The sequence below is a fragment of the Nocardia sp. XZ_19_231 genome, from assembly GCF_015355705.1.
Classification (GTDB): domain Bacteria; phylum Actinomycetota; class Actinomycetes; order Mycobacteriales; family Mycobacteriaceae; genus Nocardia; species Nocardia salmonicida.
In genome coordinates this window covers 745429-767325 of sequence record NZ_JACUZI010000002.1, presented here as the reverse complement: position 1 = coordinate 767325, position 21897 = coordinate 745429, and the positions used below count along the sequence as shown (strand labels likewise).

At 68.3% G+C, this 21897-nt stretch carries 22 protein-coding genes; 10 read left to right on the top strand and 12 right to left on the bottom strand.

All coding sequences use genetic code 11. The annotated features are described in order from the left end of the window. Window positions 1-20: 20 nt before the first annotated feature. Window positions 21-446, bottom strand: a complete 426-nt coding sequence (locus IBJ82_RS10875) for a cold-shock protein (protein ID WP_056818628.1) — start codon at window positions 444-446, stop codon at window positions 21-23. A gap of 162 nt (window positions 447-608) precedes the next feature. On the opposite strand from IBJ82_RS10875, the gene IBJ82_RS10870 reads away from it, so the two are divergent. Beyond that, entirely contained in the window at window positions 609-845 is a 237-nt protein-coding gene (locus IBJ82_RS10870) for a hypothetical protein (protein ID WP_056818630.1), read from the top strand. A gap of 374 nt (window positions 846-1219) precedes the next feature. Further along, a complete protein-coding gene (locus tag IBJ82_RS10865; RefSeq protein WP_194825784.1) occupies window positions 1220-1828 on the top strand; it encodes a transglycosylase family protein in 609 nt (202 codons plus the stop codon). A gap of 65 nt (window positions 1829-1893) precedes the next feature. Here IBJ82_RS10865 and IBJ82_RS10860 read toward each other — a convergent pair whose 3' ends face one another. Then, the gene (locus IBJ82_RS10860) at window positions 1894-2085 is read right to left on the bottom strand and encodes a hypothetical protein (RefSeq protein ID WP_056818634.1); all 192 of its coding nucleotides are present in this window, start codon (window positions 2083-2085) and stop codon (window positions 1894-1896) included. 153 nt (window positions 2086-2238) lie between these two features. Between IBJ82_RS10860 and IBJ82_RS10855 the strand changes: the two genes are divergently transcribed. Beyond that, the gene (locus tag IBJ82_RS10855; protein ID WP_194825783.1) at window positions 2239-4530 is read left to right on the top strand and encodes a helicase-associated domain-containing protein; all 2292 of its coding nucleotides are present in this window, start codon (window positions 2239-2241) and stop codon (window positions 4528-4530) included. On the opposite strand, the gene IBJ82_RS10850 is transcribed toward IBJ82_RS10855, so the two are convergent. Next, complete coding sequence (locus tag IBJ82_RS10850; protein WP_194825782.1) at window positions 4527-5030, bottom strand: hypothetical protein; 504 nt, start codon at window positions 5028-5030, stop codon at window positions 4527-4529. The two genes, IBJ82_RS10855 and IBJ82_RS10850, sit on opposite strands and share 4 nt — an antisense overlap. 108 nt (window positions 5031-5138) lie before the next feature. Here IBJ82_RS10850 and IBJ82_RS10845 point away from each other — a divergent pair, with 108 nt between their 5' ends. Continuing rightward, entirely contained in the window at window positions 5139-5981 is an 843-nt protein-coding gene (locus IBJ82_RS10845) for a hypothetical protein (RefSeq protein WP_194825781.1), read from the top strand. Here the strand turns inward: IBJ82_RS10845 and IBJ82_RS10840 are convergent. From IBJ82_RS10840 to IBJ82_RS10830, 3 genes are all read right to left on the bottom strand, one after another. Further along, on the bottom strand, window positions 5978-7369 hold the full coding sequence (locus tag IBJ82_RS10840; RefSeq protein WP_194825780.1) for a M1 family metallopeptidase: 1392 nt from the start codon (window positions 7367-7369) through the stop codon (window positions 5978-5980). The two genes, IBJ82_RS10845 and IBJ82_RS10840, sit on opposite strands and share 4 nt — an antisense overlap. An 88-nt stretch (window positions 7370-7457) precedes the next feature. Continuing rightward, complete coding sequence (locus IBJ82_RS10835) at window positions 7458-8123, bottom strand: DUF3239 domain-containing protein (RefSeq protein WP_194825779.1); 666 nt, start codon at window positions 8121-8123, stop codon at window positions 7458-7460. 98 nt (window positions 8124-8221) lie between these two features. Then, window positions 8222-9889, bottom strand: a complete 1668-nt coding sequence (locus tag IBJ82_RS10830) for a DNA repair helicase XPB (RefSeq protein WP_194825778.1) — start codon at window positions 9887-9889, stop codon at window positions 8222-8224. A 231-nt stretch (window positions 9890-10120) separates the two neighbouring features. Between IBJ82_RS10830 and IBJ82_RS10825 the strand changes: the two genes are divergently transcribed. Then, the gene (locus IBJ82_RS10825) at window positions 10121-10765 is read left to right on the top strand and encodes a LysE family translocator (protein ID WP_194825777.1); all 645 of its coding nucleotides are present in this window, start codon (window positions 10121-10123) and stop codon (window positions 10763-10765) included. 79 nt (window positions 10766-10844) lie between these two features. Then, complete coding sequence (locus IBJ82_RS10820) at window positions 10845-11543, top strand: trimeric intracellular cation channel family protein (protein ID WP_165610338.1); 699 nt, start codon at window positions 10845-10847, stop codon at window positions 11541-11543. A 26-nt stretch (window positions 11544-11569) separates the two neighbouring features. On the opposite strand, the gene IBJ82_RS10815 is transcribed toward IBJ82_RS10820, so the two are convergent. Then, window positions 11570-12748 (bottom strand): pyridoxal phosphate-dependent aminotransferase, encoded by a 1179-nt coding sequence (locus IBJ82_RS10815; protein WP_194825776.1) that lies wholly within the window; start codon window positions 12746-12748, stop codon window positions 11570-11572. Window positions 12749-12921: 173 nt separating this feature from the next. Between IBJ82_RS10815 and IBJ82_RS10810 the strand changes: the two genes are divergently transcribed. Continuing rightward, the gene (locus IBJ82_RS10810) at window positions 12922-13134 is read left to right on the top strand and encodes a hypothetical protein (RefSeq protein ID WP_056818652.1); all 213 of its coding nucleotides are present in this window, start codon (window positions 12922-12924) and stop codon (window positions 13132-13134) included. A gap of 96 nt (window positions 13135-13230) precedes the next feature. Here IBJ82_RS10810 and sigJ read toward each other — a convergent pair whose 3' ends face one another. After that, a complete protein-coding gene (gene sigJ, locus IBJ82_RS10805; RefSeq protein ID WP_194825775.1) occupies window positions 13231-14130 on the bottom strand; it encodes an RNA polymerase sigma factor SigJ in 900 nt (299 codons plus the stop codon). A 115-nt stretch (window positions 14131-14245) separates the two neighbouring features. Between sigJ and IBJ82_RS10800 the strand changes: the two genes are divergently transcribed. Continuing rightward, window positions 14246-15082 carry an SMP-30/gluconolactonase/LRE family protein gene (locus tag IBJ82_RS10800; RefSeq protein ID WP_194825774.1) on the top strand — a complete coding sequence of 279 codons (837 nt, stop codon included), beginning with the start codon at window positions 14246-14248 and terminating at the stop codon, window positions 15080-15082. Window positions 15083-15124: 42 nt separating this feature from the next. Continuing rightward, window positions 15125-15688, top strand: a complete 564-nt coding sequence (locus IBJ82_RS10795; RefSeq protein ID WP_194825773.1) for a GNAT family N-acetyltransferase — start codon at window positions 15125-15127, stop codon at window positions 15686-15688. A 3-nt stretch (window positions 15689-15691) separates the two neighbouring features. On the opposite strand, the gene hrpB is transcribed toward IBJ82_RS10795, so the two are convergent. After that, window positions 15692-18187, bottom strand: a complete 2496-nt coding sequence (gene hrpB / locus IBJ82_RS10790) for an ATP-dependent helicase HrpB (RefSeq protein WP_194825772.1) — start codon at window positions 18185-18187, stop codon at window positions 15692-15694. Window positions 18188-18352: 165 nt separating this feature from the next. On the opposite strand from hrpB, the gene IBJ82_RS10785 reads away from it, so the two are divergent. Further along, window positions 18353-18970 carry a LysE family translocator gene (locus tag IBJ82_RS10785; RefSeq protein ID WP_194825771.1) on the top strand — a complete coding sequence of 206 codons (618 nt, stop codon included), beginning with the start codon at window positions 18353-18355 and terminating at the stop codon, window positions 18968-18970. Window positions 18971-19021: 51 nt separating this feature from the next. Here IBJ82_RS10785 and IBJ82_RS10780 read toward each other — a convergent pair whose 3' ends face one another. The 3 genes from IBJ82_RS10780 to IBJ82_RS10770 form a co-directional block, all read right to left on the bottom strand. Next, the gene (locus tag IBJ82_RS10780; RefSeq protein ID WP_194825770.1) at window positions 19022-20110 is read right to left on the bottom strand and encodes a 3-deoxy-7-phosphoheptulonate synthase; all 1089 of its coding nucleotides are present in this window, start codon (window positions 20108-20110) and stop codon (window positions 19022-19024) included. 321 nt (window positions 20111-20431) lie between these two features. Then, window positions 20432-20902, bottom strand: coding sequence for a carboxymuconolactone decarboxylase family protein (locus tag IBJ82_RS10775; protein WP_194825769.1), 471 nt, complete (start codon window positions 20900-20902; stop codon window positions 20432-20434). Between the two features lie 81 nt (window positions 20903-20983). Then, window positions 20984-21847, bottom strand: coding sequence for an oxidoreductase (locus tag IBJ82_RS10770; RefSeq protein WP_194825768.1), 864 nt, complete (start codon window positions 21845-21847; stop codon window positions 20984-20986). Window positions 21848-21897: the final 50 nt, after the last annotated feature.

Sequence of the window (21897 nt, the reverse complement as noted above, 5' to 3'; positions counted from 1 at the left end):
GGGGCCGTTCTCGTCGAGACTCAGTGATCGAGTTCGCGAGCCACGGCTCGCACAACCTCGGAAATCCGCTGGGACATCTTGCGATCCGGGTACTTGCCCCGCCGCAGGTCCGGCTGCACGGTGCTCTCGAGCAGCGTGATCATGTCCTCGACCAGGCCGTGCAGTTCGTCGGGCGACTTGCGCGGCCCGGCGTCCTTGCGCGCGGGCATCTGCCCACGGTCACGATCGCGCGCGACGGTCGGCGGCGCCTCGAGCACCGTCACGCTGAGGGCCTGCGGCCCACGGCGACCGGCGGCCATGCCGAATTCGACACGCTGTCCGGGCTTGAGTCCCTCGACGCCCTCGGGCAGTGCGGACGAGCGCACATAAACGTCCTCGCCCTCGTCTTGAGACAGGAAGCCGAAGCCCTTCTCGACGTCGTACCACTTCACCCGGCCGGTCGGCACTGCGCTCACCCGTTCATCATTCGGCACCCGAACCCTTGTGGCCCGGGTTACACACTTTTGCTTGTCGCGAAAAGAACGCGCCCCCCAACAAGGCGGGACGCGATGTGGTGCGAGTCTACCCCGGTGGCTATAACGCGAGCACACCAGTTTTACGGTTCACCGGTGACGAACTCACCAGATCCGGCCTCGCCCGGTCCGCGACGCTCCGGCGATCGCCTCCTGCACGTGGCTCTCGCACTGTTCGGCATCGGAATCCTGGCGGTGATCGGGATCTTCGTGACGCCGATCGTGTCCGACAGCGATCCGGGTCTGTGGCTGTACGGCCTGGCGATGCTCGCGCCGGTCGGCTTCCTGCTCGCGCTGATATTCGCGCTGTGGTCGGGCCGACGCGCACGCTGATGCGTCAACCGATTACCCCGCCAGATACCTTCCAGGCCAAACATGTGATCTTCATCACATAACGGTCCGGTTACGAAGTGAGAGCACAGCCGTTGCGCACATTCGCCACGGCGATTACCTGCGCGGACGCATCAGGGATCACCCTGAGACGACCCCGAGACCCACCGGGACCCGCCGGTTACCAAATAGTGACATTCGCCGCTGACCGTCGTACCGTTTCTCTCAGCCGGGGTAACCCCCGGAACCACCGGCCCGCCGCATCGAACCTCACCCCGCGGGTACCGGACCCCGATTGGAAACAAGGGGTGAGGGCGGACCGGGAGACCTCTCAGTCCGGGCCACATGCAGGTGCGAACGAGAGGAAGAAACCCGATATGAGTGGACGCCACCGCAAGCCGACTTCCACCGGGCGCGCTGCTGCCAAGGTCGCCGTCACCGGCGCGATCTTCGGCACCGCAGCCGCAGCCCTCGCCGGAAACGCCAGCGCGGCCCCTGACTCCGACTGGGATCGCCTCGCACAGTGTGAAGCCGGCGGCAACTGGGGCATCAACACCGGCAACGGTTACCAGGGTGGGCTGCAGTTCTCGCCCTCCACCTGGACCGCGCACGGTGGTGGCGAATACGCCGCCTCCGCCAACAACGCCACCCGCGAACAGCAGATCGTGGTAGCCGAAAAGGTTCTCGCTTCCCAGGGTTGGGGTGCTTGGCCCTCGTGCTCCTCGCAGCTGGGTCTGAGCAGCGGACCGTCCGAGCGTGTCGCTCCCTCGGCGCCGAGCTGGGCCCCGCAGGTCAACGTGCCGCAGGTCCAGGATCCGAGCCAGGAAGTGTTCTCGGCCGTCGACCGCGCACTCACCGTCGTGCAGCAGCAGGGCATCGCCGTGCCGCAGCAGGCTCTCGACTTCGTCAATTCCGCCAAGGGTGCTCCGCTGGACCCGGCCGTGATCGACTTCTTCCAGGCGAACAAGGGTCTGCTGCCCTCCTGATCGCCCGCACACATAACAAGAGCCCGCATCCTCGAGGATGCGGGCTCTTGTCTTTCTCGTCCGTATTACACCCGGTTGATGGTGGTCTGGGGGTGCACGTACGGCAGCGTTGCGGCCGGGACGGGAAACTCGGTGTCCTCACCGAAAGGCGAGAGATTACCGGCACGGGTCGACGACAATTCGGTCACGGCGTGCTCGCCGTCGGCCACCTCGGGCCAGCCGTTGTCGACGTAGGGTTTCTTCGATTTGTTCACCACCGGCTCATTCTGGCATACCCAACACAGTGCCCATCAGCGGCTGGCGCCGCAGTTCTCGGCCCCGAGGCCTCGATCTTCCTCCCTCCGGACACTCCTTCGTCGCACCCTCGGCTCAGTCCAGATCAAGGCGGCCGAGAACTGTAGGCTCGATCGGTGATCGCGACAGACTCTCTCGCCGATTGGCTCGGTGCGCGCACCGATGCCCAGCTGGTGAAATTGCTGCAGTTGCGGCCCGACCTGGCGGTGCCGCTGCCCGCGTCGATGTCGGTGCTCGCGGTGCGCGCCCAGCAGCGCGCGTCGGTGTTGCGGGCCGCCGACGACCTCGACACCCTCGAGTTCGCGATCATCGAGGCGCTCACGGCCAATGAGGACGCCCGCACCATCGGTGCCGAACTCGCCCCGCTGAACCGCACCACCCTGCACGCGCAACTCAAAGATCGCGTCACCAAGACCGCGCTCACCGCCGCGCTGACCCGTCTGTTGGACCGCGCACTCGTCTGGCAGGTCGGCGACGACCTCGACCTCACCCCCAGCGCCGCCGAAGCCCTCCCCTGGCCGCTCGGCGCGACGACAGCGCTCCCAGACGCCCTCACCGAGCCAGAGATCACCGCCGCGCTGGCCACGGCGAGCCCGCCCGAACGCGCGCTGCTGGACAAACTCGCGACCACCGGCCCGCGCGGTCGCACCAGGGATGCCGCGTCGGGCACCGACCCCGATCGTCCGGTGCCGCGCCTGCTCGCCGCGCGGCTGCTGCACTGGATCGACGACGAGACCGTGGAGTTGCCCGTCACCGTCGGTCAGGTCCTGCGCGGCGAACCCGTCACCGACCCGCACGCACTCGCCCCGCCCAAACCCGCACTCGTCAAGAACGCCGCCACCGAGGTGAATGCCGTGGGCGCGGGCGAGGTCGGCGAACTGCTGCGCGACGCAGGCGACCTGATCGATGCCCTCGGCAACCTGCCCGCCCCTTCCCTGCGCGCAGGCGGACTCGGCGTGCGCGAATTGCGCAGACTGGCCAAACAGACCGGCATCGACGAACAACGCACCGGCCTGCTGCTCGAATTGCTGGCCGCCGCGAAACTCGTCGAAAAGGGCCTGCCGGAGCCGACGCCCGACCACGACTCCACCGATGACTTCTGGGCACCGACGCCCGCCGCGGATGCCTGGCTCGACGCCCCGCCCTCGACCCGCTGGGTGACGCTGGCGCAAGCGTGGCTGGAATTGGATCGGATGCCGTGGATGATCGGCCTGCGCGACGCCGCCGACAAGCCGATCGCGGCCCTGTCGGCGGAGCTGCGCGTCCCCCACGCGGTGCGTGACCGCGCGGCGATCCTCGGCCTGCTCGCCGAGTACCCGACCGGCACCGCCGTGACGCCCGCCGACATCGGCAAGCTGCTGGCCTGGCGAATGCCGCGCCGCCGCAGGCATTTCCGCCTCGAAGCCGTCACCGCGACGCTCGCCGAGGCAGCGGTCGTCGGACTGCTGGGCCGCGGCGCTCTCGACTCCGCCGCCAGGGCCCTGCTGCACGGTTCCGTCGCCGACGCCGAATCGGAGATGGCCGCGGCGTTGCCGAAACCGGTCGACCACGTCCTGGTCCAGGCCGACCTGACCGTGATCGCGCCCGGCCCGCTGGTCCCGGAACTCCGCGGCAAGATCGCCCTGGTGGCAAACGTCGAATCGGCGGGCGCCGCGACGGTGTACCGGGTCAGCGACGCCACGGTCCGGCGCGCCCTCGACGCCGGTCTCACCGCCGCCGAACTCCACGCCCTGTTCGCCACCCACTCCCGCACCCCCGTGCCGCAGTCGCTGACCTATCTCATCGACGATGTGGCCCGCCGCCACGGCCAACTCCGGGTCGGCATGGCCCAGTCCTTCCTCCGCAGCGACGACCCCGCGCTGCTGGCCCAGGTCCTCGCCGCCCCGGTAGCCGAAACCCTGGCGCTACGCGCGATCGCCCCCACCGTGGCGATAGCCCTGGCTCCGCTGAGCGAAATGCTCGACCAACTCCGCAAAGCGGGCTTCGCTCCCGCGGGAGAGGATTCCGGCGGCACCATCGTCGACCTTCGCCCCCGAGGCGCGAGGATTTCGGTCCGCCCGCTGGCCCGCAGGCCGTACCGCCCGACCCCGCCGAACGACGACCAACTCTCCCAACTGGTCACCGAACTCCGCGCGGGCGAACGCGCGGCGGGCGCCCGCACCGGCCGCTCGGTCCGCACCGACGGCAGCCGCACCGGCACCGCGGCCACCCTCGCCCTGCTCCAACTGGCAGCGAGGGTGGGCCGCCCGGTGAACATCGGCTACGTGGACGCCCAGGGCGTAGCCACCCAACGCGTGGTCGAGCCGCTGCGCGTAGGCAACGGCCAACTGGACGCGGTGGACCCGGTCAGCGGGGCCACCCGCCACTTCACCCTCCACCGAATCGCGTCGGTGGCCCTGCTCGATTAGGGCTTGGCCATGCAGAAGGTCGTCTTCGGATCGGGAACCGTCCGGAACTGCGTGGCGTCCACCCCGCACAGCAGTTCATCGGTCTGCCCGTCGATCCGCTTGACCACCTTGAACGTGGCCTCGGGCACGGTACAGGCGACAGACTTCGCCGGCCGCTTGCCCGCATCCGCGTAGCAGCTGCCCTCGGCGAAGTTGGGCGCCAGGCACAGGGTGTTCTTCGCGTCCCCGACCGTGCCGTTGAAGGCGACGTTGTCGGCCGCGCAGTCCGCCGTGCCGACCTTCACGATCCGGTAGCCGGACTTCGCCGACGAGCAGTCGCCCACCGTCGCCTTCATCGCGTCGGCGGCGTTGTCACTGACCTCCACGCACGACCCCACCGCGACAGCACCGGCCGACGACGAATCATCGGACGAGCACGAAACCACCGCACCGACCAGGGCAATCGCGGCCACCGGTCCGAGCACGATCCGCGCCAACAGCCGCTTTTCCGGGAAAATCACTGAAAACCTCACTCACCGAACGGTTCAGGGTGAACACGACGTCGGTGACGATACCCAAGTGCCCCGAGCCCGCGCTCCCCCGTCGAGCAACCTGTCTACCATCACAAGATGACCCTCGACGACGTCGCAGGCGAGCTGTACACCCTCGACCCCGGCGACTTCGTGTCGACCCGCGCCGAGCGCGCCGCCCAGGCCCGCACCGACGGCGACCGCGACCTGGCCAAGGCCATCACCGCCCTGCGCAAACCCACGGTCGCCGCCTGGACGGTCAACCTGCTGGCCCACCACGCACCGCGGGAGATCGCCACCCTCCTCGATCTCGGCGATGCCCTCCGGTCGGCCCAACGACAACTCTCCGGCGACAAGCTGCGCGCCCTCGGCACCCAGCGCCAACAGGTCGTGAACGCGATGACCAAGCGCGCCGCCGAACTGGCCGCCGAACACGACCGTCCGGCGAGCGAACAGGTACTGCGCGAGGTCGGCCAGACCCTCACCGCGGCACTGGCCGACCCCGATGTCGCCGACCTGGTTCGTGCCGGTGTGCTGCCGAGCACCGTCACCTACGACGGTTTCGGCCCGGCCGGTCTGGTCGCGATCACCGGCGGGAAAGCCACGCCGAAGCGCGCGAGCAAACCCACCCCGAAGAACACCGACGCCGATCGGCGAGCCGAGGCCCAACAGGAACTCGACGACGCCGAATCCGGGTTGGCAGCGGCCCGCGTCGATCGAGAGGAAGCCGAAGCCGCTGCCGCACAAGCGAAATCCGACCTCGACGAGATCGAAACCCGCATCGCCGACCTCCGCGACGAGCTCGAACACGCCGAACAGCAACGCCATTTCGCCCACACCGCCGAACATCGCGCGCGTGGTGAATTCACTGCCGCGCGTAGTCAATTCGACCGGATGCAGCGCTGGGTCGAGCGAGCCCGAGCTCGACTGAGCGAGGACTAGCGACCCAAGGTTCCCGGGTAGAGGAACGCGTCACGCGGTGCCCTTGTCCCATCGAGCCATTCGGCCAGGAACTCACCCAGCGGCATCGAGGTCCGGCTCTGCAAGAACTGCCGGAACTCCGGCATCGAGGCGTGGCCGTCGCGATGCGCGTTCACGAAATCCTTGATCGCCGTGAAGAACACGTCCTCACCGATCAATTTGCGCAGCGCGTGCAGGAACAGTGGGCCCCGGTAGTAGACGGAGGTGAACTCGTCGCCGACACCGGGAGCGGCCAGCGCGATCTTCCAGAACTTGGGCTCGTCGAGGTATTTCGCGATCGTCTCGCGGTACTCGGTGTCGACATCGGCGTGGTCGACCCGTTCCGGCCACAGATAGTCGGCGGTATAGCTGGCGAAGCATTCATTGAGGCAGATATCGGACCACTGCCGCACCGACATCGTGTCGCCCCACCACTGATGGGCCAGCTCGTGCACCACCGTGTTCAGGTCGGTCCACGGCGCGTAGATCGGCCGGGTCTGGGTCTCCAGTGAGAACGGCAGCTCCGTGTCCACATAGATCCCACCGGCCACGTCGAACGGGTAAGGACCGTAGAGATTTTCGAGGAAGTCGAGGATCTCGGGCAGCCGCTGTTCGTCCTCGCGATTGCCCTCCGATTCCGGCGCGAACGCGCTCAGCACCGCGGTCCCGTTCGCCCGCCGCTGCTCGAGAAAGGTGAAATGGTCCACCGCGACCGTGGTCAGGTAGCCGATCGTGGGCTGTCGCGTCTCCCATGTGGTGACCAGTCGACCGTCGCGCACCACATGCTCGGTGCGCTCACCGGTCGACATGACCTCCCACTCGGCGGGCACCGTGGCGTGCAGGGTGAAAGTCGCCTTGTCCATGGGGGTGTCGTTGAGCGGGTACCAGGTGCTCGCGCTGTGCGGCTCGCCGACGGCGAACGCGCCACCGCTGGGCGCGTAGGTCCAGCCTTCGCCCTCGGTATCGGCGGCTTCGCCCGCGTAGTCGACGATGATCCGCATCGGAAGTCCGGGTGGCAGGGGAAGCAGTGGCGTGACCACCAGTTCGTGCTCGCCGTCGTGCGCGAAGCCCGCGGGCTGACCGTTGACCGTCACCATCAGTATCTCGGGCCCGCTGTAGTCGAGGTTGAACTGAGCCAGCGGTTGGGTCGCGCGAGCATCGACGCGGGCCGTGCCGCGCAGGTGGTGATCACTTGGTTCGTAGTCGATCGACACGTCGTAGTGGGTGACGTCGTAGCCACCGTTCCCGTCGAGCGGATAATACGGATCACCGAGCCCGGGCGCCCCGATCAACGCCGAATCCGCCGCTACCGGCGGAATTCCCAGCGCCACCAGCGCGAACACCACGCACAACCCGGCCGACCAACGCATGCCGAAGACACCTTTCGCCGAGGCGGATCGCGCGGACCCGACCATCGTCGCAGGCGCACGCCACGGACCCTAATAGGCCGAGGTACGCCTAGCCGAGGTCGGTGGGCAGTTGCTGCGGGTCGAGCAGCAGGCGTTTGGTCGCCGTGCGCTTCACCCGTGCGGCCAGCGCCAGGTTCTGCGTGAGCAGCCGCCATTCGACCTCGTTGATGGCGTCGCAGGCCCGCTCGATCACCGCGTCGTCACGCGTGCCCCAGGCGATCGGCATGGCCGTGACCAGCTGCCAACGTTCGCCGACCTGGCGAGGGGCGCGATCGGTGCGCACCGCGACGGCGGGCACTCGCTCACCCCGCTGCGGCGTGTGGCCGGGCAGCGCGCGCACCTTGCGGGTGATCAGCGCCCAACTGCGCTCCGAGGCGGCGGGTTCGGCGATATCGACCAGGGCGAGCAACACGATGCCACCCGGCTCGGCATCGCTGACGACGGCGGGTACGAGAACACCGTCGTGGTAGAGCTTTTCGATGCTGGAACGGTGCGGCGTCCACAAGGCCACCCACAGCGCGATGCCCGCGACGAGCACGCACACCACCGCGAGCAGAAAACCCCACGCCTGCCCGCTCCACACCAGCGCCACCGTGGCCGCCACGGCGAGACCGGCGACCAGCAGTGCTACCAGGCGCAACCTACGCAACCCGGTGAACGTCTCATTGACCGCATGAGCGTGTTCACGGTCGACCACGAATTCGAAGCGGCGCACGCCTTCCTTCCTAGCACAAGCTGCGGAGGAATTGCCTCCACTTATCTGCCGAGGGTTCGCACATCGCACGTTACCCCCCTTTGACCTGGCGAACAGTGCTACACGCCGTCACCGATGGGCGGACCGAGCAGGTCGTCGGCGTCGACGATGCGGTAGGCGTAGCCCTGCTCGGCGAGGAAGCGCTGCCGGTGTGCGGCGTATTCGGCGTCGAGCGTGTCGCGCGCGACCACCGAATAGAAATGCGCCTGCCCCCCATCCTGTTTCGGCCGCAGCAGTCGACCGAGGCGCTGGGCCTCTTCCTGACGGGAGCCGAAGGTACCCGAAACCTGCACCGCCACAGACGCTTCCGGTAGGTCGATGGAGAAGTTGGCGACCTTGCTCACCACCAGCACCGGGACCTCGCCGGAGCGGAAGGCGTCGAACAGCGCCTCGCGTTCCCGGTTCTTGGTCGCGCCGGTGATGACCGGAGCGTTCAGGTCGACTCCCAGCTCGTCGAGCTGATCCAGGTAGGCGCCGATCACCAGGGTCGGTGCGCCCTTGTGGCGGGCGAGAATGGACTCGACCACCGGGATCTTGGTGCGCGCGGTGGAGCACAGCTTGTAGCGTTCCTCCGGCTCGGCGACGGCGTAGGCCATCCGCTCCGCGTCGGTGAGCGTCACCCGCACCTCGACACAGTCGGCAGGCGCGATCCAGCCCTGCGCCTCGATGTCCTTCCACGGGGCGTCGTAGCGCTTCGGGCCGATCAGCGAGAACACGTCGCCCTCGCGGCCGTCCTCACGCACCAGCGTGGCGGTGAGACCGAGCCTGCGGCGCGACTGGAGGTCGGCGGTCATCCGGAAGACCGGCGCGGGCAGCAGGTGCACCTCGTCGTAGATCACCAGGCCCCAGTCGCGGCTGTCGAACAGCTCGAGGTGCTTGTACTCACCCTTCGATTTACGCGTGATGACCTGGTAGGTGGCGATGGTGACCGGGCGGATCTCCTTGCGCTCGCCGGAGTATTCGCCGATCTCCTCCTCGGTGAGCGTGGTGCGCGCCAGCAGTTCGCGCCGCCACTGCCTGCCCGCCACGGTATTGGTGACCAGGATCAAGGTGGTCGCCTTCGCCTTGGCCATCGCGGCCGCGCCGACCATTGTCTTGCCCGCGCCACACGGCAGCACGACCACACCGGAACCGCCCGCCCAGAAGGAGTCGGCGGCCATCTCCTGGTAGTCGCGCAGGTGCCACTTGCCCTCGGTGTAGTCGAGGCCGATGTCGTGCGCCTCGCCGTCGACATAACCGGCCAGGTCCTCCGCGGGCCAGCCGATCTTCAACAGCATCTGCTTGATGTGACCGCGCTCGGACGGGTGCACGATCACGGTGTCGTCATCGATGCGAGCGCCCAGCATCGGTGCGATCTTCTTGTGCCGCAACACTTCCGCGAGCACCGCGCGATCCAGGCTGATCAGGCACAGGCCGTGCGTGGGATGCTTGACCAGTTGCAATCGCCCGTAGCGACCCATCGTGTCGACGATGTCGACGAGCAGCGGCTGCGGCACGGCGTAGCGCGAGAAGTTCACCAGCGCGTCCACGACCTGCTCGGCATCGTGGCCTGCCGCGCGGGCATTCCAGAGCGCCAGCGGCGTGATCCGATAGGTGTGCACATGCTCGGGCGCACGCTCCAGCTCCGCGAACGGGGCAATGGCCTGCCGAGCGTTGCCTGCCAGCTCGTGGTCGACCTCGAGCAGCAGGGTCTTGTCGCTTTGCACGATCAGCGGACCGTCGGTCACTGGGCTCCTTTGCGGCCGGGGCCGCGGGTTCGTAAGACTCGCCCTGTGCGGGGTTGCGTTCGGCCTAGATGCTCTGAGTTGATGTGCCATGCCCTGGTGGGCGGCTCGTTCGATTGTACTGACCTGGTCCGACATGGCTCGTGCGGCGATGGCGTGCGAGCGGTGAGCACCGGTCCAGCGGGTGCCGACTGGACCGCGACAACCGAGGCCTGACCAGGTCAAACTCAGTGCATGCTTCAGACAACGGCGGTTCTCGGGGTTGCGGCGGCGGCGCTCGGCATGGTGCTGACGCCGGGGCCGAACATGATGTATCTGGTCTCGCGCACCGTCGCGCAGGGGCGTCGGGCGGGGATGATCTCGCTGATGGGAGTCGCGGCGGGGTTCGGGGTCTATCTGATGGCGGCCGCGGCGGGGATCACGGCGGTGTTCGCGGTTGTTCCCGGGTTGTATCTGGCGGTGAAGCTGGCGGGGGCGGCATACCTGCTGTGGCTGGCCTGGCAGGCGATCCGGCCGGGCGGGGTCTCGGTGTTCGCGCCGGCCGACCTGCCACACGACCCCGCGCGGCGACTGTTCACGATGGGATTGGCCACCAACCTGCTCAATCCGAAGATCGCGATCATGTACATGGCGCTGATCCCCCAGTTCATCGACCCCGCTCGTGGGGCTCTCTGGTTGCAGAGCCTGTCGCTGGGAGCGATCCAGATCACGGTGGCCCTCACGGTGAACGCCATGATCGTCCTCGGCGCCGCGGGCCTGGCCACCTTCCTCGCCGCACGCCCGCTGTGGCTGCGCACCCAGCGCTACCTCATGGGCACCGCCCTCGGCGCCATCGCCGTCCTGCTCGCCACCGACAAGGCCCGTCCCACCCCCGCCTGAGATTCATGTCTCCGTCGCCGGGGACCGGTCGCCGTCGCCTCGCTCCTGCGTGTCACGCTGCTTCGGAGCAGCGAGGCGAATGGAGTGCGTGGTGAGCGTGGGTGTGCTGGTGGCGGCGTTGGCCGGGCCTTCGGTCAGCGAGCTGGATTCGGCGGTGAACGCGGTGCATCGGGGCGGCGAGATGATGGGGGTCATCTCCTTCGCCGCGTCGGGGGCGCTGGTCGCGGTACGCAAGCGGCTCGATCTGTTCGGGATGGTGGTGATGGCGTGCGCGACCGCGCTCGGCGGCGGCATCGTGCGTGACCTGCTGATCGGGCGAACGCCCCCGGCCGCGTTCACCGACCTGACCTATCTGTCCGCGTCGATACTGACCGCGCTGGTCCTGTACTTCATCGCGCCGTCGCGCCGCCTCACCAAGGGGCCGCTCGAAATCGCCGACGCGATCGGGCTCGGGCTGTTCTGTGTCACCGGGACCGTGATCGCCGACTCGGCCGGGCTCGGAGCACCCACCGCCGCCCTGCTCGGCATGACGACCGCCATCGGCGGCGGGGTGATTCGCGATGTACTCAGTGGCGAGGTGCCCACCGTCCTACGCCCGGACCAGGACCTCTACGCGATCCCGGCCCTGTTCGGGGCTGCCGCTACCGCCGCGCTGCTGTCGTTCGACCTGTACCAAGCCTGGACGGGACTACTCGCCGCTGCGGGGGCGGTGGGGTTCCGGCTGCTGGCTCGGCACTATCAGTGGCATGCGCCGCTGGCTCGCCACGCGCGTGACTGATTCGCGTCGGGGGCATCCGGCTCGGGTCAGTGCACTGTGGTGCCGGTTCGGAGTCGGCGGATTCCTTCGTCGATCGTCTCGTCGCGCTTGCTGAAGGTGAAGCGCACCAGGTGTTTCCACTCCGCTGGATGGTCGGCGAAGGCGCTGACCGGTACGGCGGCGACGCCGAGTCGCGCGGGGAGTTCACGGCAGAACGCCAGTCCGTCCTCGGCGCCGAGCGGCCGGATATCGGCGCAGACGAAGTAGCCGCCGTCGCTGGCCGAGACCGTGAAACCGGTGTCGCGCAACGCCTGCGAAAGCCGCGTTCGCTTGTCGCCCAGCCCGTCACGCTGGGCGAGCACCCAGTCCGATTCCTCGTTGATCGCGTGCGCGACGGCAGGCTGGAACGGCCCTCCACCGACGAAGGTCATGAACTGCTTTGCCGCGAGTACGCCGTCGAGCAGTGGTGCGGGCGCGCACGCCCAACCGATCTTCCACCCGGTGACATTGAAAGTCTTCGCCGCGCTGGACACCACGATGGTCCGCTCGCGCATCCCGGGCAGCGTGGAGATGCTGATGTGCTCGGCGCCGTCGTAGACGAGATGCTCGTACACCTCGTCGGTCAGCACCAGCAGATCGTGTTCGACAGCCAGTTCGGCGATCGCGGTGAGGTCGGCTCGGTCGAGCACGGCACCGGTGGGGTTGTGCGGCGAATTGACCACCAGCATGCGGGTTTCCGGTGTGATCGCGGCCCGCAGACTGTCCAGGTCGAGCACGAATCGGTCGCCGTCGGGCACCAGCCGAGCGGTCCGTCGCTGCGCGCCGGCGAGGGCGATCGCGGCGGCGTAGGAGTCGTAATACGGCTCGATCAGCACCACCTCCTGGCCGGGCTCCACCAGACCGAGCACGGCGGCGCTGATCGCCTCGGTCGCGCCGACAGTCACCAGGATCTCGGTTGCCGGGTCGTAGGCGGTGCCGTAGCGGCGGGCTCGGTCGTCGGCGATCGCTTGGCGCAGCACCGGCATTCCGCGGCCGGGCGGGTACTGATTGAGCCCGTCGGCGATGGCCGCGCGCGCGACGTCGAGCATGCCCGCAGGCCCGTCGGTATCGGGAAAGCCTTGGCCCAGATTCACCGCGTCGTGACGGACGGCCAGCTCGGTCATTTCGGCGAAGATGGTCGATCCGAAGGGGCGCAGGCGGGCGACGGTGGGCGGCACAGGCGGCATCTTCGCAGCGTATCCCACCAATCCGCCACGTTGCCGAACGATAGCGAACACGCATGTTTCACAAACGTTTTCCTGGGTTGACCTGGGCTATTGTGCGTTTCCCCAACCTCAGCTAGCCTCGCCGTGTTCTACCTCACACACCACTGCGTGGTGGTATATCGAAAGGGGCTCACATGGCCTCACCTCTGCTCGACTTCATCCTGCAACCGGCTGCGTCGGAGGTAGCCGGTTCGGCCCTGCGATTCATCCACGACCACGTCGCCAGTCCTATCGTCGACTGGTTCACGGGTTCGGCGACGCCGGACAACAACATGGGTTCCTCGACCGGGGACTTCAACCTCGGATCGTCTACCGGCGATCACAACTGGGGCTCCACCTACCCCTAACCATCAGAGATGCAATTAGTCCGTGTCGCTGTGCAGATCAGCCCGGCGCTGTGAAGCGAACCGCTGACCCCCGCAGGCCTTTACGGTGCTGTGGGGTCAGCGGGGACGGGCGCCGGATAGTTTGACCACGTTGGCGAAATCGTAAGTCGCCCAAATCTTTCCGTCTCGTACCGAAAACGCGAGTACTCGCACCGGGCGCCCGAACGGCGAGTTCGGGTCGGTGAATACCAGGCCCGATTGCCCGTTCACCGCGGCTGCGCTCATCTCCAGGCCGGGTTCTTCCTGATGTTTGCGCCACAGGCCGAGCGCAAGCCGGGCGACCTTGTCCTGTCCGGCAACGATATTCAGCGCCGTCTTGGTGGTACCACCGGCATCGGCCGTGAAGGTCGTGTCCGGGTGCAGCGTGGCGGCTACCGCGGCGACATCGCCGGTGGCCAGCGCGGCCAGGAACCGTTGCACCGCCTGATCGTGCACATCGTCGGCGACCGGTTCCGGCGCCTTTGCCACCGCGCGGCGCGCACGCACCGCCAATTGCCGTGCGGCATCGCCGGAGACGCCGAGGATCTCGGCGATCTCGTCGAACGGCACACCAAGTCCCTCGTGCAGCACCAACGCGACCCGCTGCTGCGGCGTCAACGCGTCGAGCACCACCATCGCTGCCATCCGGCTGTCCTGATCGCGCACCACGACATCCAGGGGATCCGGGGTGCGTGACGACATCGCCGCCGACACGATCGGCTCCGGAAGCCATTGCCCCACATAGTTTTCACGGCGCGCCGCGGCACTGCGCAAGTGGTCGAGACAGATTCGGCTGACTACCGTCGTCAGCCAGGCGCGCAGATCGTCGATCTCGGACTGGTGCACCCCGGCCATGCGCAGCCAGCTCTCCTGGACCGCGTCCTCGGCGTCGCCGACGCTTCCGGTGAGCCGATAGGCGACCGAAAGCAAGTGCGTTCGATGCGATTCGAACAAGTCTGCGAGAAACGGGGAAACCATCGAGGAAGATCCTACGGAGTACCCCTCCGCGCGCGGCCTCATGGGTCGGACACCGGTGATTCCGCACACTTCATCTCGTCTGTACTACTACTGCCAACTACGGAGGACGGCGCTGATGAGTACACCCGAGATCGTGCTGGAGGGAATCGTGTTCGGCGAGTCACCGCGCTGGCACGACGGTCGACTGTGGTTCTCGGACTGGGGCGCGAACCAGGTGATCGTTCTCGACGACGATCACCGTCCAGAGGTCGTCGCCCAGGTTCCGTCGTTTCCGATGTGCATCGACTTTCTCCCCGATGGACGCTTGGTGATCGTCGACTCCGCCGCCAAGCGGCTGCTTCGGCGCGACCCCGACGGGTCGCTGGTGGCCTACGCCGACCTCTCGCCCTTGTCGGACAAGCCGTGGAACGACATCGTCATCGACGAGCGCGGCAATGCCTATGTCAACAGCATCGGCTTCGATTTCCCCGGTGGGGAGTTCGTGCCCGGCTTCATCGCGTGCATCACGCCCACCGGTGCGGTGCGCCGCGTGGCCGACGGACTGGCGTTTCCGAACGGCATGGCGATCACCCCCGACGGTTCGACGCTGATCGTGGCCGAGTCCTACGCCGAGCAGCTCACCGCCTACGACATCGCGACCGACGGTGGACTGAGCGATCGGCGCGTGTGGGCGGCGACCCCGGGCGATCACCCCGACGGCATCTGCCTCGATGCCGACGGTCAGATCTGGTACGCGGATGTGGGCAACCAGCATTGCGTCCGGGTCGGGGAAGGCGGCGAGGTGTCGGCGCGGGTCCGGCTCGACCGTGGTGCGTTCTCGTGCACGCTCAGCCGAGGCGCGGATCCGCGGTTGTACGTCGTCGGACAGTCCTGGGGCGACGCCGAGACGACCGGACCGACGGGACAGGTCGTTGCCTTTCCCGCCCCCGCACCGGGCGCGGGAAGGCCGTGAAAATCCGGCGAGAATTTCGGCGCCGACTGTCAAGATGGCCGAATGTACGAGCACACGCTCACCGACGGCACCGTCTGGCTCACCCGTCCGACCGGGGCCGATATCGACCGCATCGTGGAGTGCTGTCAGGACCCTGACGTGCAGCGCTGGACCACTGTTCCCGTGCCGTATCAGCGCGGCGACGCCGAGGAGTTCCTCGACCGCGTCGTCGCTCCCGGCTGGGCGGGCAATGTGCCGGTCTGGGCGATCCGTACCGCCGAGGACGGGCAGGTCGAGGGGATGGTCGGCCTGCACACGCGCGGGCCGGGCACCTGCGAGATCGGCTTCTGGCTCACCCCGGACCACCGCGGGCGCGGCCTGATGTCACGCACCATCACCCTGGTGTGTGATTTCGGTTTCGCCCCCGACGGTCTCGCGCTGGACCGGATCACCTGGCGCGCGATAGTCGGCAACGTTCCTTCGGCCACCGTCGTCCGACGCAACGGCTTCCACTACGAAGGACTGGCCCGCTCGGGCGGGGTGCAGCGCGGCGCCCGGGTCGACGAGTGGCTCGCGGCCCGCCTCCCCACCGACCCGGCAGGGCCGGTAAACGGGTGGCCGGCTTAGGCGTCAGTTCGGGCGGTGGGGGGCTCGGCGCGCGGTGCCTCGGTGGGCGACGACGGTGGTGGGGTCTTCGGGCCAGGCGTGCTTGGGGTAGCGCCCGCGCAGGTCGGCGCGGACCTGGGGCCAGCCGTTCTTCCAGAAGGAGGGCAGGTCCGCGGTGACGGCGACGGGCCGCTGGGCCGGCGAGAGTAGGTGCAGCAGGATGGGGGCGCGGCCGTCGGCGAGAGTGGGCGGGTCGGTCCAGCCGAAGATCTCCTGAACTTTGACCGCGAGGACGGGCTGGTCGGTGGAGTAGTCGAGGCGGACTCGGCTGCCGGAGGGGACTTCCAGCCGTTCGGGGGCCAACTCGTCGAGGCGGGCGGCGGTGGGCCACGGGAGCAGACGGCGTAGCGCGGTGCCCGCGTCGATGCGGGCGAGGTCGGAACGGCGTCGGGCAGTGGACAGTTCGGGGCCGAGCCAGGAGTCGAGGTCGGCGAGGAGCGCGTCGTCGTCGACAGCGGGCCACGGTGCGCCGAGGGTCCGGTGCAGGAAGTCCAGCCGTTGACGCAGACCACGGGCGTCATCGCTCCATCGCAGCAGACCGAGACCTTCCGACTGAAGTCCCTGCCGCACAGCCTGTTCCACCAACAGTCGGTCCGGCTGGCGTATCGCCTTCTCCGACAGGAGAATCGCGCCCAATCGCTCCACCCGGCGGGCCACCACCTCCCCGCCGTCCCATCGCACCTCATCGGCGACAACCACCAACCCCGGCGCCGCTTCCCGAGCGAGGTCTTCATCGGCGATGGCCGCCAGCCGAATTCGCCCCTCGGCCCGCCCCGGATCACGATCGGCGATGGCCACCGCGAGCCATTCCGCCGCTGCCAGCCCGGAACCCGACGGCAGTGTCACGGCGGTGCCGCCGGCCATGAGATAGGTCGACGACCCACTCGACCGCCGACGAGCCAACCGCTCCGGCTGTGCCAACGCGATCAACAGGGCCGCGTCATCCGTTCCCGAGCCACCACTCTCGTTTCCGACCTCGCCGACGACACGATCGCTCGACGTGGTCGCGACGAGTCGCGTCAGGCGTTGGACTTCGCGGGACCAACGGGGTGGGCGTTCGGTGCGCAGGGCGCGCAGGGCTGCCGTGGCGTCGACGGTGTGGGCGAGCGAGTCGTCGTCCATCAGGACCACCATTTCGGCGGCGGCTTTCGCGCCGACTCGGGCGGTGCCATCGAGGAGGGCGCGGGCCAGCCGCGGGTGCAGGCCGAGGGTGGCCATGGCCTTGCCGCGTGCGGTGATGCGGTCGGAATCATCGAGAGCGCCGAGCGCGCGTAGAACGGATCGAGCTGCGGCGAGGCCGCCTTCCGGCGGGGCGTCCCACCAGGCGAGGCCGGTTCCGTCGGGCGTGCCCCAGCAGGCCAACTCCAGTGCGAGACGGGTGAGTTCGGCGGTGCGGATCTCCGGTTCGGGATAGGCGGGCAGGGTTTGATGCTCGTATTCGGGCCAGCAGCGCCAGGCGTGGCCGGGGGCTTCGCGGCCGGCGCGGCCCGCGCGCTGTTCGGCGACCGCGGCCGAAACACGCACTGTCGCAAGGCCGGACAGGCCACGGCGGTGATCGACACGGGAGACGCGGGACAGGCCGGAGTCGACGACCGCGCGCACGCCAGGGACGGTGAGGCTGGATTCGGCTACCGCGGTGGACAAGACGACCCGTTGCCGCGATCCCGGCCGCAGCGCGAGGTCTTGGGCAGCGCCGGCGAGCCTGCCATGCAGCGGGACCACATCGACCCCATCGAGGTCACGCAGTAAACCCGCCGTCCGATTGATCTCGCCGACGCCGGGCAGGAAAACCAGGACGTCACCGTCTGTTCCGGCCAGCGCACCACGCGTCGCCCGCGCCACCTGCCCCTCGATCCGCTCACGTGGCAGCGACGGCACGTACCCGATCTCCACGGGATACACGCGGCCACGAACCTCGACCACCGGCGCGGGCTCCTCGTCCCCGCCGAGCAGGTCCGCGAGCCGATCAGCCGCGACGGTCGCCGAAGTGGCGAGTACCCGCAGATCCGGCCGCAACCCCGACCGCGCGTCGAGCAACAGCGCCAACAACAGATCCGCGTCCAGATGCCGCTCGTGACACTCGTCGAGCACCACCGTCCCCACCCCACCCAACTCGGGATCCTGCTGCAACCGCCGCACCAACAACCCCGAGGTCACCACCTCGACCCGCGTCCGCGCCCCCACCTTCCGATCCCCCCGCACCGCGTACCCCACGGTCTCCCCCACCCGCTCCCCCAACAACGCCGCCATCCGCGCCGCCGCCGCTCGCGCCGCCAACCGCCGAGGCTCTGCCACCACGATGCGCCCCGACGACCCCGCCGCCAGCGCCAACGGCACCAACGTGGTCTTACCGGTACCCGGCGGCGCGACCAGCACCGCGACCCCGCGATCAGCCAACGTCGCGGTGATCCGCTCCAGCTCCGGTCGCACCGGAAGGTCGGGAAGTTCGGGAAGCTTCATCACCGACCAGTCTGCCGCGCCACCGGCCCGGCGCTTCCACCGACTGACGACCCGTCATCACGCGGCCGACCATGTCATCGAGGTGCGACGCGGTACGACGGCCCCGTGACGAACCGACGCCGCGAGGTATTTCCCGGCGGTCGATCGGCAGTTACGCTGCGGGAGATGAGCATCGAGTTCGCGTTGACCACGCTTGTCATCGTCGCCACGCCGGGGACCGGGGTCTTGTTCACCTTGGCGGCGGGGCTTTCCCGGGGAACGAGGGCGAGTGTGATCGCCGCCTTCGGGTGCACGTTGGGGATCGTTCCGCACATGGTCGCGGCGGTTACGGGGCTGGCCGCGCTGTTGAACACCAGTGCGGTCGCGTTCCAGACATTGAAGTATCTCGGCGTCGCTTATCTGCTCTACATGGCGTGGAACACATTGCGGGACAAGGGCGCGCTGGCGATTCCGGAGGAGCGCGTCGTGGTGGAGCCGTCGGCGCGACAGGTCGTCACCTCGGCGGTGCTGCTGAACATCCTGAACCCGAAGCTGACGATCTTCTTCTTCGCGTTCCTACCGCAGTTCGTGCCGACCGGAGCACCGAACGCGCTGGGCCGCATGCTCGAGCTCAGCGGGCTGTTCATGCTGGCGACCTTCGTGGTGTTCGCGGGCTACGGAGCGGTCGCCGCCGCGATGCGCACCTATGTGCTGTCACGCCCGGTGGTGGTCCGGTGGATGCGGCGGGTGTTCGGTGTCTCCTTCGTCGCTCTCGCGGGGCGACTCGCGGTGCAGAACCAGTAGAAACAGCAGTGCGGGCCCCGAATTCGAGGCCCGCACTGTCGATCGAAAGAACTAGCCGCGGCGCGCGGCCACCGCGTCGGCCAACCGGTCGAGCTGGGTGGCGGTGGTGTTCCAGTCGATGCACGCGTCGGTGATGGACTGGCCGTAGGTCAGCTCGTCGGCCTTGCCGAGGGTCAGATCCTGGCGGCCCGCGACGAGGAACGACTCCAGCATCACGCCGACCACGCCCTGCTCGCCCGCGGCGATCCGGTCGGCGATATCGGTGACGACGTCGACCTGCTTGTTGTGGTCCTTGTTGCTGTTGCCGTGGCTGGCGTCGACGACCAGGCGCTGAGCCAGCGAGGACTTCTCCAGCCGCAACTTGGCCTCGGCGCAGGAGGTGGCGTCGAAGTTGGTGCCGTTGCTGCCGCCGCGCAGGATGACGTGGCAGTCGGGGTTGCCCGAGGTGCGGATCAGCGCGGAGCGGCCGTCGAGATCGGTGCCGGGGAAGACGTGGCTGGCGGCGGCGGCACGCACACCGTCGACCGCGACCTGCACGTCACCGTCGGTGCCGTTCTTGATGCCCACCGGCATCGACAGCGCCGAGGACAGCTGCCGGTGCACCTGGCTGGCGGCGGTGCGGGCACCGATCGCGCCGTAGGAGACCAGGTCGGCGATGTACTGCGGGGTGATGGGGTCGAGGAACTCGCACGCGACCGGCAGGCCGAGGGCGGTGATGTCGACGAGCACCTTGCGGCCGATGCCGAGGCCGGTGTTCACGTCGAACGAGCCGTCCAGGTGCGGATCGTTGATCAGACCCTTCCAGCCCAGCGTGGTGCGCGGCTTCTCGAAGTACACGCGCATCACGATGTGCAGCCGGTCACTGAGCTCGGCGGCCTTCTCGGCCAGCTTGCGAGCGTATTCCAGCGCGGCGGCGGGGTCGTGCACCGAGCACGGGCCGACGATCACCATGAGGCGGTCGTCGTCGCCGTTGAGCACGTCGACGGTGGCCTTGCGGCCCGAACGTACGACGTCGGCGAGGGCATCGGTGATCTGGTGAACCATGCGGACCTCGGCGGGCGAGCGCAGGGGGCTCACGCTGAGGGTGCGCTGGTCGTCGAGGTCAGAATGCCGCGAGTCAACATCGGCTGCGGTGGTCATGGATGTGGGTCCTTTGCGTTAAGAGGCCGACCCACGGAAATCGCTACCGTCGAGCCGGGCGTTATCCGGCTCGAGGTGGAAGAAGTCAGCGCGCAGGGTCGCAGACCGGCCCACCCAGGGCCGGATAGCTAAACCAGAAATATGCGCGCTGCATGCCGTGGACTGTACCACCGGTAAAACGCCGAAAGGTCTGCCACGGTTACCGGGAGTGTGGACCGTCACATCGCGGCGCCCGCCGAGCCGACGGCGGAGCAGGTGCTCGGCCGACCCGCGCGGACCTTCGCGCAGTGGGCGGCCGAGCACGGGCACCGATTCGGCTGATCAGCCCCACTGACCGGGGACATAGTCACCGGCGGGGGTGTGGGCGATGGCGTTGAGGCGGTTCCAGGCGTTGATCAACGCGATGGCGGCGATCAGGGCGGCGATCTGGTCGTCGTCGTAGTGCTTGCGGACCTGGGCGAAGGTGTCGTCGCTGACGTGGCCGCCGTCGGCGGTGCGGGTCGCTTCCTCGGTGAGGGCGAGGGCGGCCCGTTCCGGCTCGGTGAAGACATTGGCCTCCCGCCAGGCGGCGACCAGGTTGATCCGCACCGCGGTTTCGCCCGCGTGGGCGGCGTCCTTGGTGTGCATGTCGACGCAGTAGCTGCACCCGTTGATCTGCGAGGCCCGGATCTTCACCAGTTCATGCGTGGACTCGGGCAGCGGCGAATCGTCGATGACCTTGCCCGCCATGATCATTCGCTTGCTGAAGCTCGCGGCGATGGCGTTGCCGTAGAGGTTGAAGCGCGCTTCCATGATGACTCCTTCGTCGTGGGTTCACTTCAGTGGACGAGGTAGCCGTTCGCGGTGTGACGTGTTGTGACGACGATCACGCAATCAGAGGAGGCCGCAGAGCTTCTCGGAGAGCTCCCACAGTTCGGCCGCCACCTTGCGATCGCGCGCCGTAGGCGCGCTGCCCGCACGGGCGGGGTAGCCGCGCAGGCCGAGGAAACCGTCGGGGCCGTAGAACGTGCCCGCCTTCACCTCGGCGGTGGCGGCGAACAGAGTGGGCAGCGCGCCCTGGTCGACATCCTGGGCGAGCATCCGATTGCCCAGCCACATCACCGCGTCCTGGACGGTCTCGGTGTGCGACATGAGTTCGGTCGCGGCGTAGCCGGGGTGGGCGGCCACCGAGATCACCGAGGCGCCCTCACCGGCCAGGCGACGTTGCAGCTCGAAGGCGAACATCAGGTTGGCCAGTTTGGATTGACAGTAGGCGAGCCAGCGGTCGTAGTGACGCTGTTCCCAGTTGGGGTCGATCAGATCGATCTTGCCGATGCGGTGCGCCACGCTCGACACCGTCACCACACGATCGGTGATGCGGTCGAGTAGCAGATTGGTGAGCGCGAAGTGACCGAGATGGTTGGTGCCGAACTGCATCTCGAAGCCGTCGGCGGTGCGGCGCAGCGGTAGCGCCATCACACCCGCGTTGTTGATCAGCACGTCGACGCGTTCGATCGAATCAGTGAAGGCGCGCACCGAATTGAGGTTCGCCAAGTCGAGTTCACGGACTTCGGTCACGCCGCGCATCCCCGTGGCTACCTGCTCGGCCTTGGCCGTATCACGACAGGCCAGGATCACTCGCGCACCCGCCGCCGCCAACGCCCGCGCGGTGGCGGCGCCGAGACCGCTGTTGGCACCGGTGACGATGATCGTGCGACCGGTCTGGTCGGGCAGGTCGGCGACAGTCCACTTACTCACTGGCGAAAGTCTAGCGACGCAGGGGAAATACGCGAATCGGCAAGAGCCGG

What these genes read in the sequence shown, in the direction of transcription:
- IBJ82_RS10865 (WP_194825784.1), top strand. Translation starts at nt 1,220, where the DNA reads ATGAGTGGACGCCACCGCAAGCCGACTTCCACCGGGCGCGCTGCTGCC.
- IBJ82_RS10800 (WP_194825774.1), top strand. Translation starts at nt 14,246, where the DNA reads ATGAGTACACCCGAGATCGTGCTGGAGGGAATCGTGTTCGGCGAGTCA.
- IBJ82_RS10815 (WP_194825776.1), bottom strand. Translation starts at nt 12,748, where the DNA reads ATGCCGCCTGTGCCGCCCACCGTCGCCCGCCTGCGCCCCTTCGGATCG.
- IBJ82_RS10795 (WP_194825773.1), top strand. Translation starts at nt 15,125, where the DNA reads ATGTACGAGCACACGCTCACCGACGGCACCGTCTGGCTCACCCGTCCG.
- IBJ82_RS10825 (WP_194825777.1), top strand. Translation starts at nt 10,121, where the DNA reads ATGCTTCAGACAACGGCGGTTCTCGGGGTTGCGGCGGCGGCGCTCGGC.
- sigJ (WP_194825775.1), bottom strand. Translation starts at nt 14,130, where the DNA reads ATGGTTTCCCCGTTTCTCGCAGACTTGTTCGAATCGCATCGAACGCAC.
- IBJ82_RS10780 (WP_194825770.1), bottom strand. Translation starts at nt 20,110, where the DNA reads ATGACCACCGCAGCCGATGTTGACTCGCGGCATTCTGACCTCGACGAC.
- IBJ82_RS10845 (WP_194825781.1), top strand. Translation starts at nt 5,139, where the DNA reads ATGACCCTCGACGACGTCGCAGGCGAGCTGTACACCCTCGACCCCGGC.
- IBJ82_RS10820 (WP_165610338.1), top strand. Translation starts at nt 10,845, where the DNA reads ATGGAGTGCGTGGTGAGCGTGGGTGTGCTGGTGGCGGCGTTGGCCGGG.
- IBJ82_RS10785 (WP_194825771.1), top strand. Translation starts at nt 18,353, where the DNA reads ATGAGCATCGAGTTCGCGTTGACCACGCTTGTCATCGTCGCCACGCCG.
- hrpB (WP_194825772.1), bottom strand. Translation starts at nt 18,187, where the DNA reads ATGAAGCTTCCCGAACTTCCCGACCTTCCGGTGCGACCGGAGCTGGAG.
- IBJ82_RS10840 (WP_194825780.1), bottom strand. Translation starts at nt 7,369, where the DNA reads ATGCGTTGGTCGGCCGGGTTGTGCGTGGTGTTCGCGCTGGTGGCGCTG.
- IBJ82_RS10810 (WP_056818652.1), top strand. Translation starts at nt 12,922, where the DNA reads ATGGCCTCACCTCTGCTCGACTTCATCCTGCAACCGGCTGCGTCGGAG.
- IBJ82_RS10775 (WP_194825769.1), bottom strand. Translation starts at nt 20,902, where the DNA reads ATGGAAGCGCGCTTCAACCTCTACGGCAACGCCATCGCCGCGAGCTTC.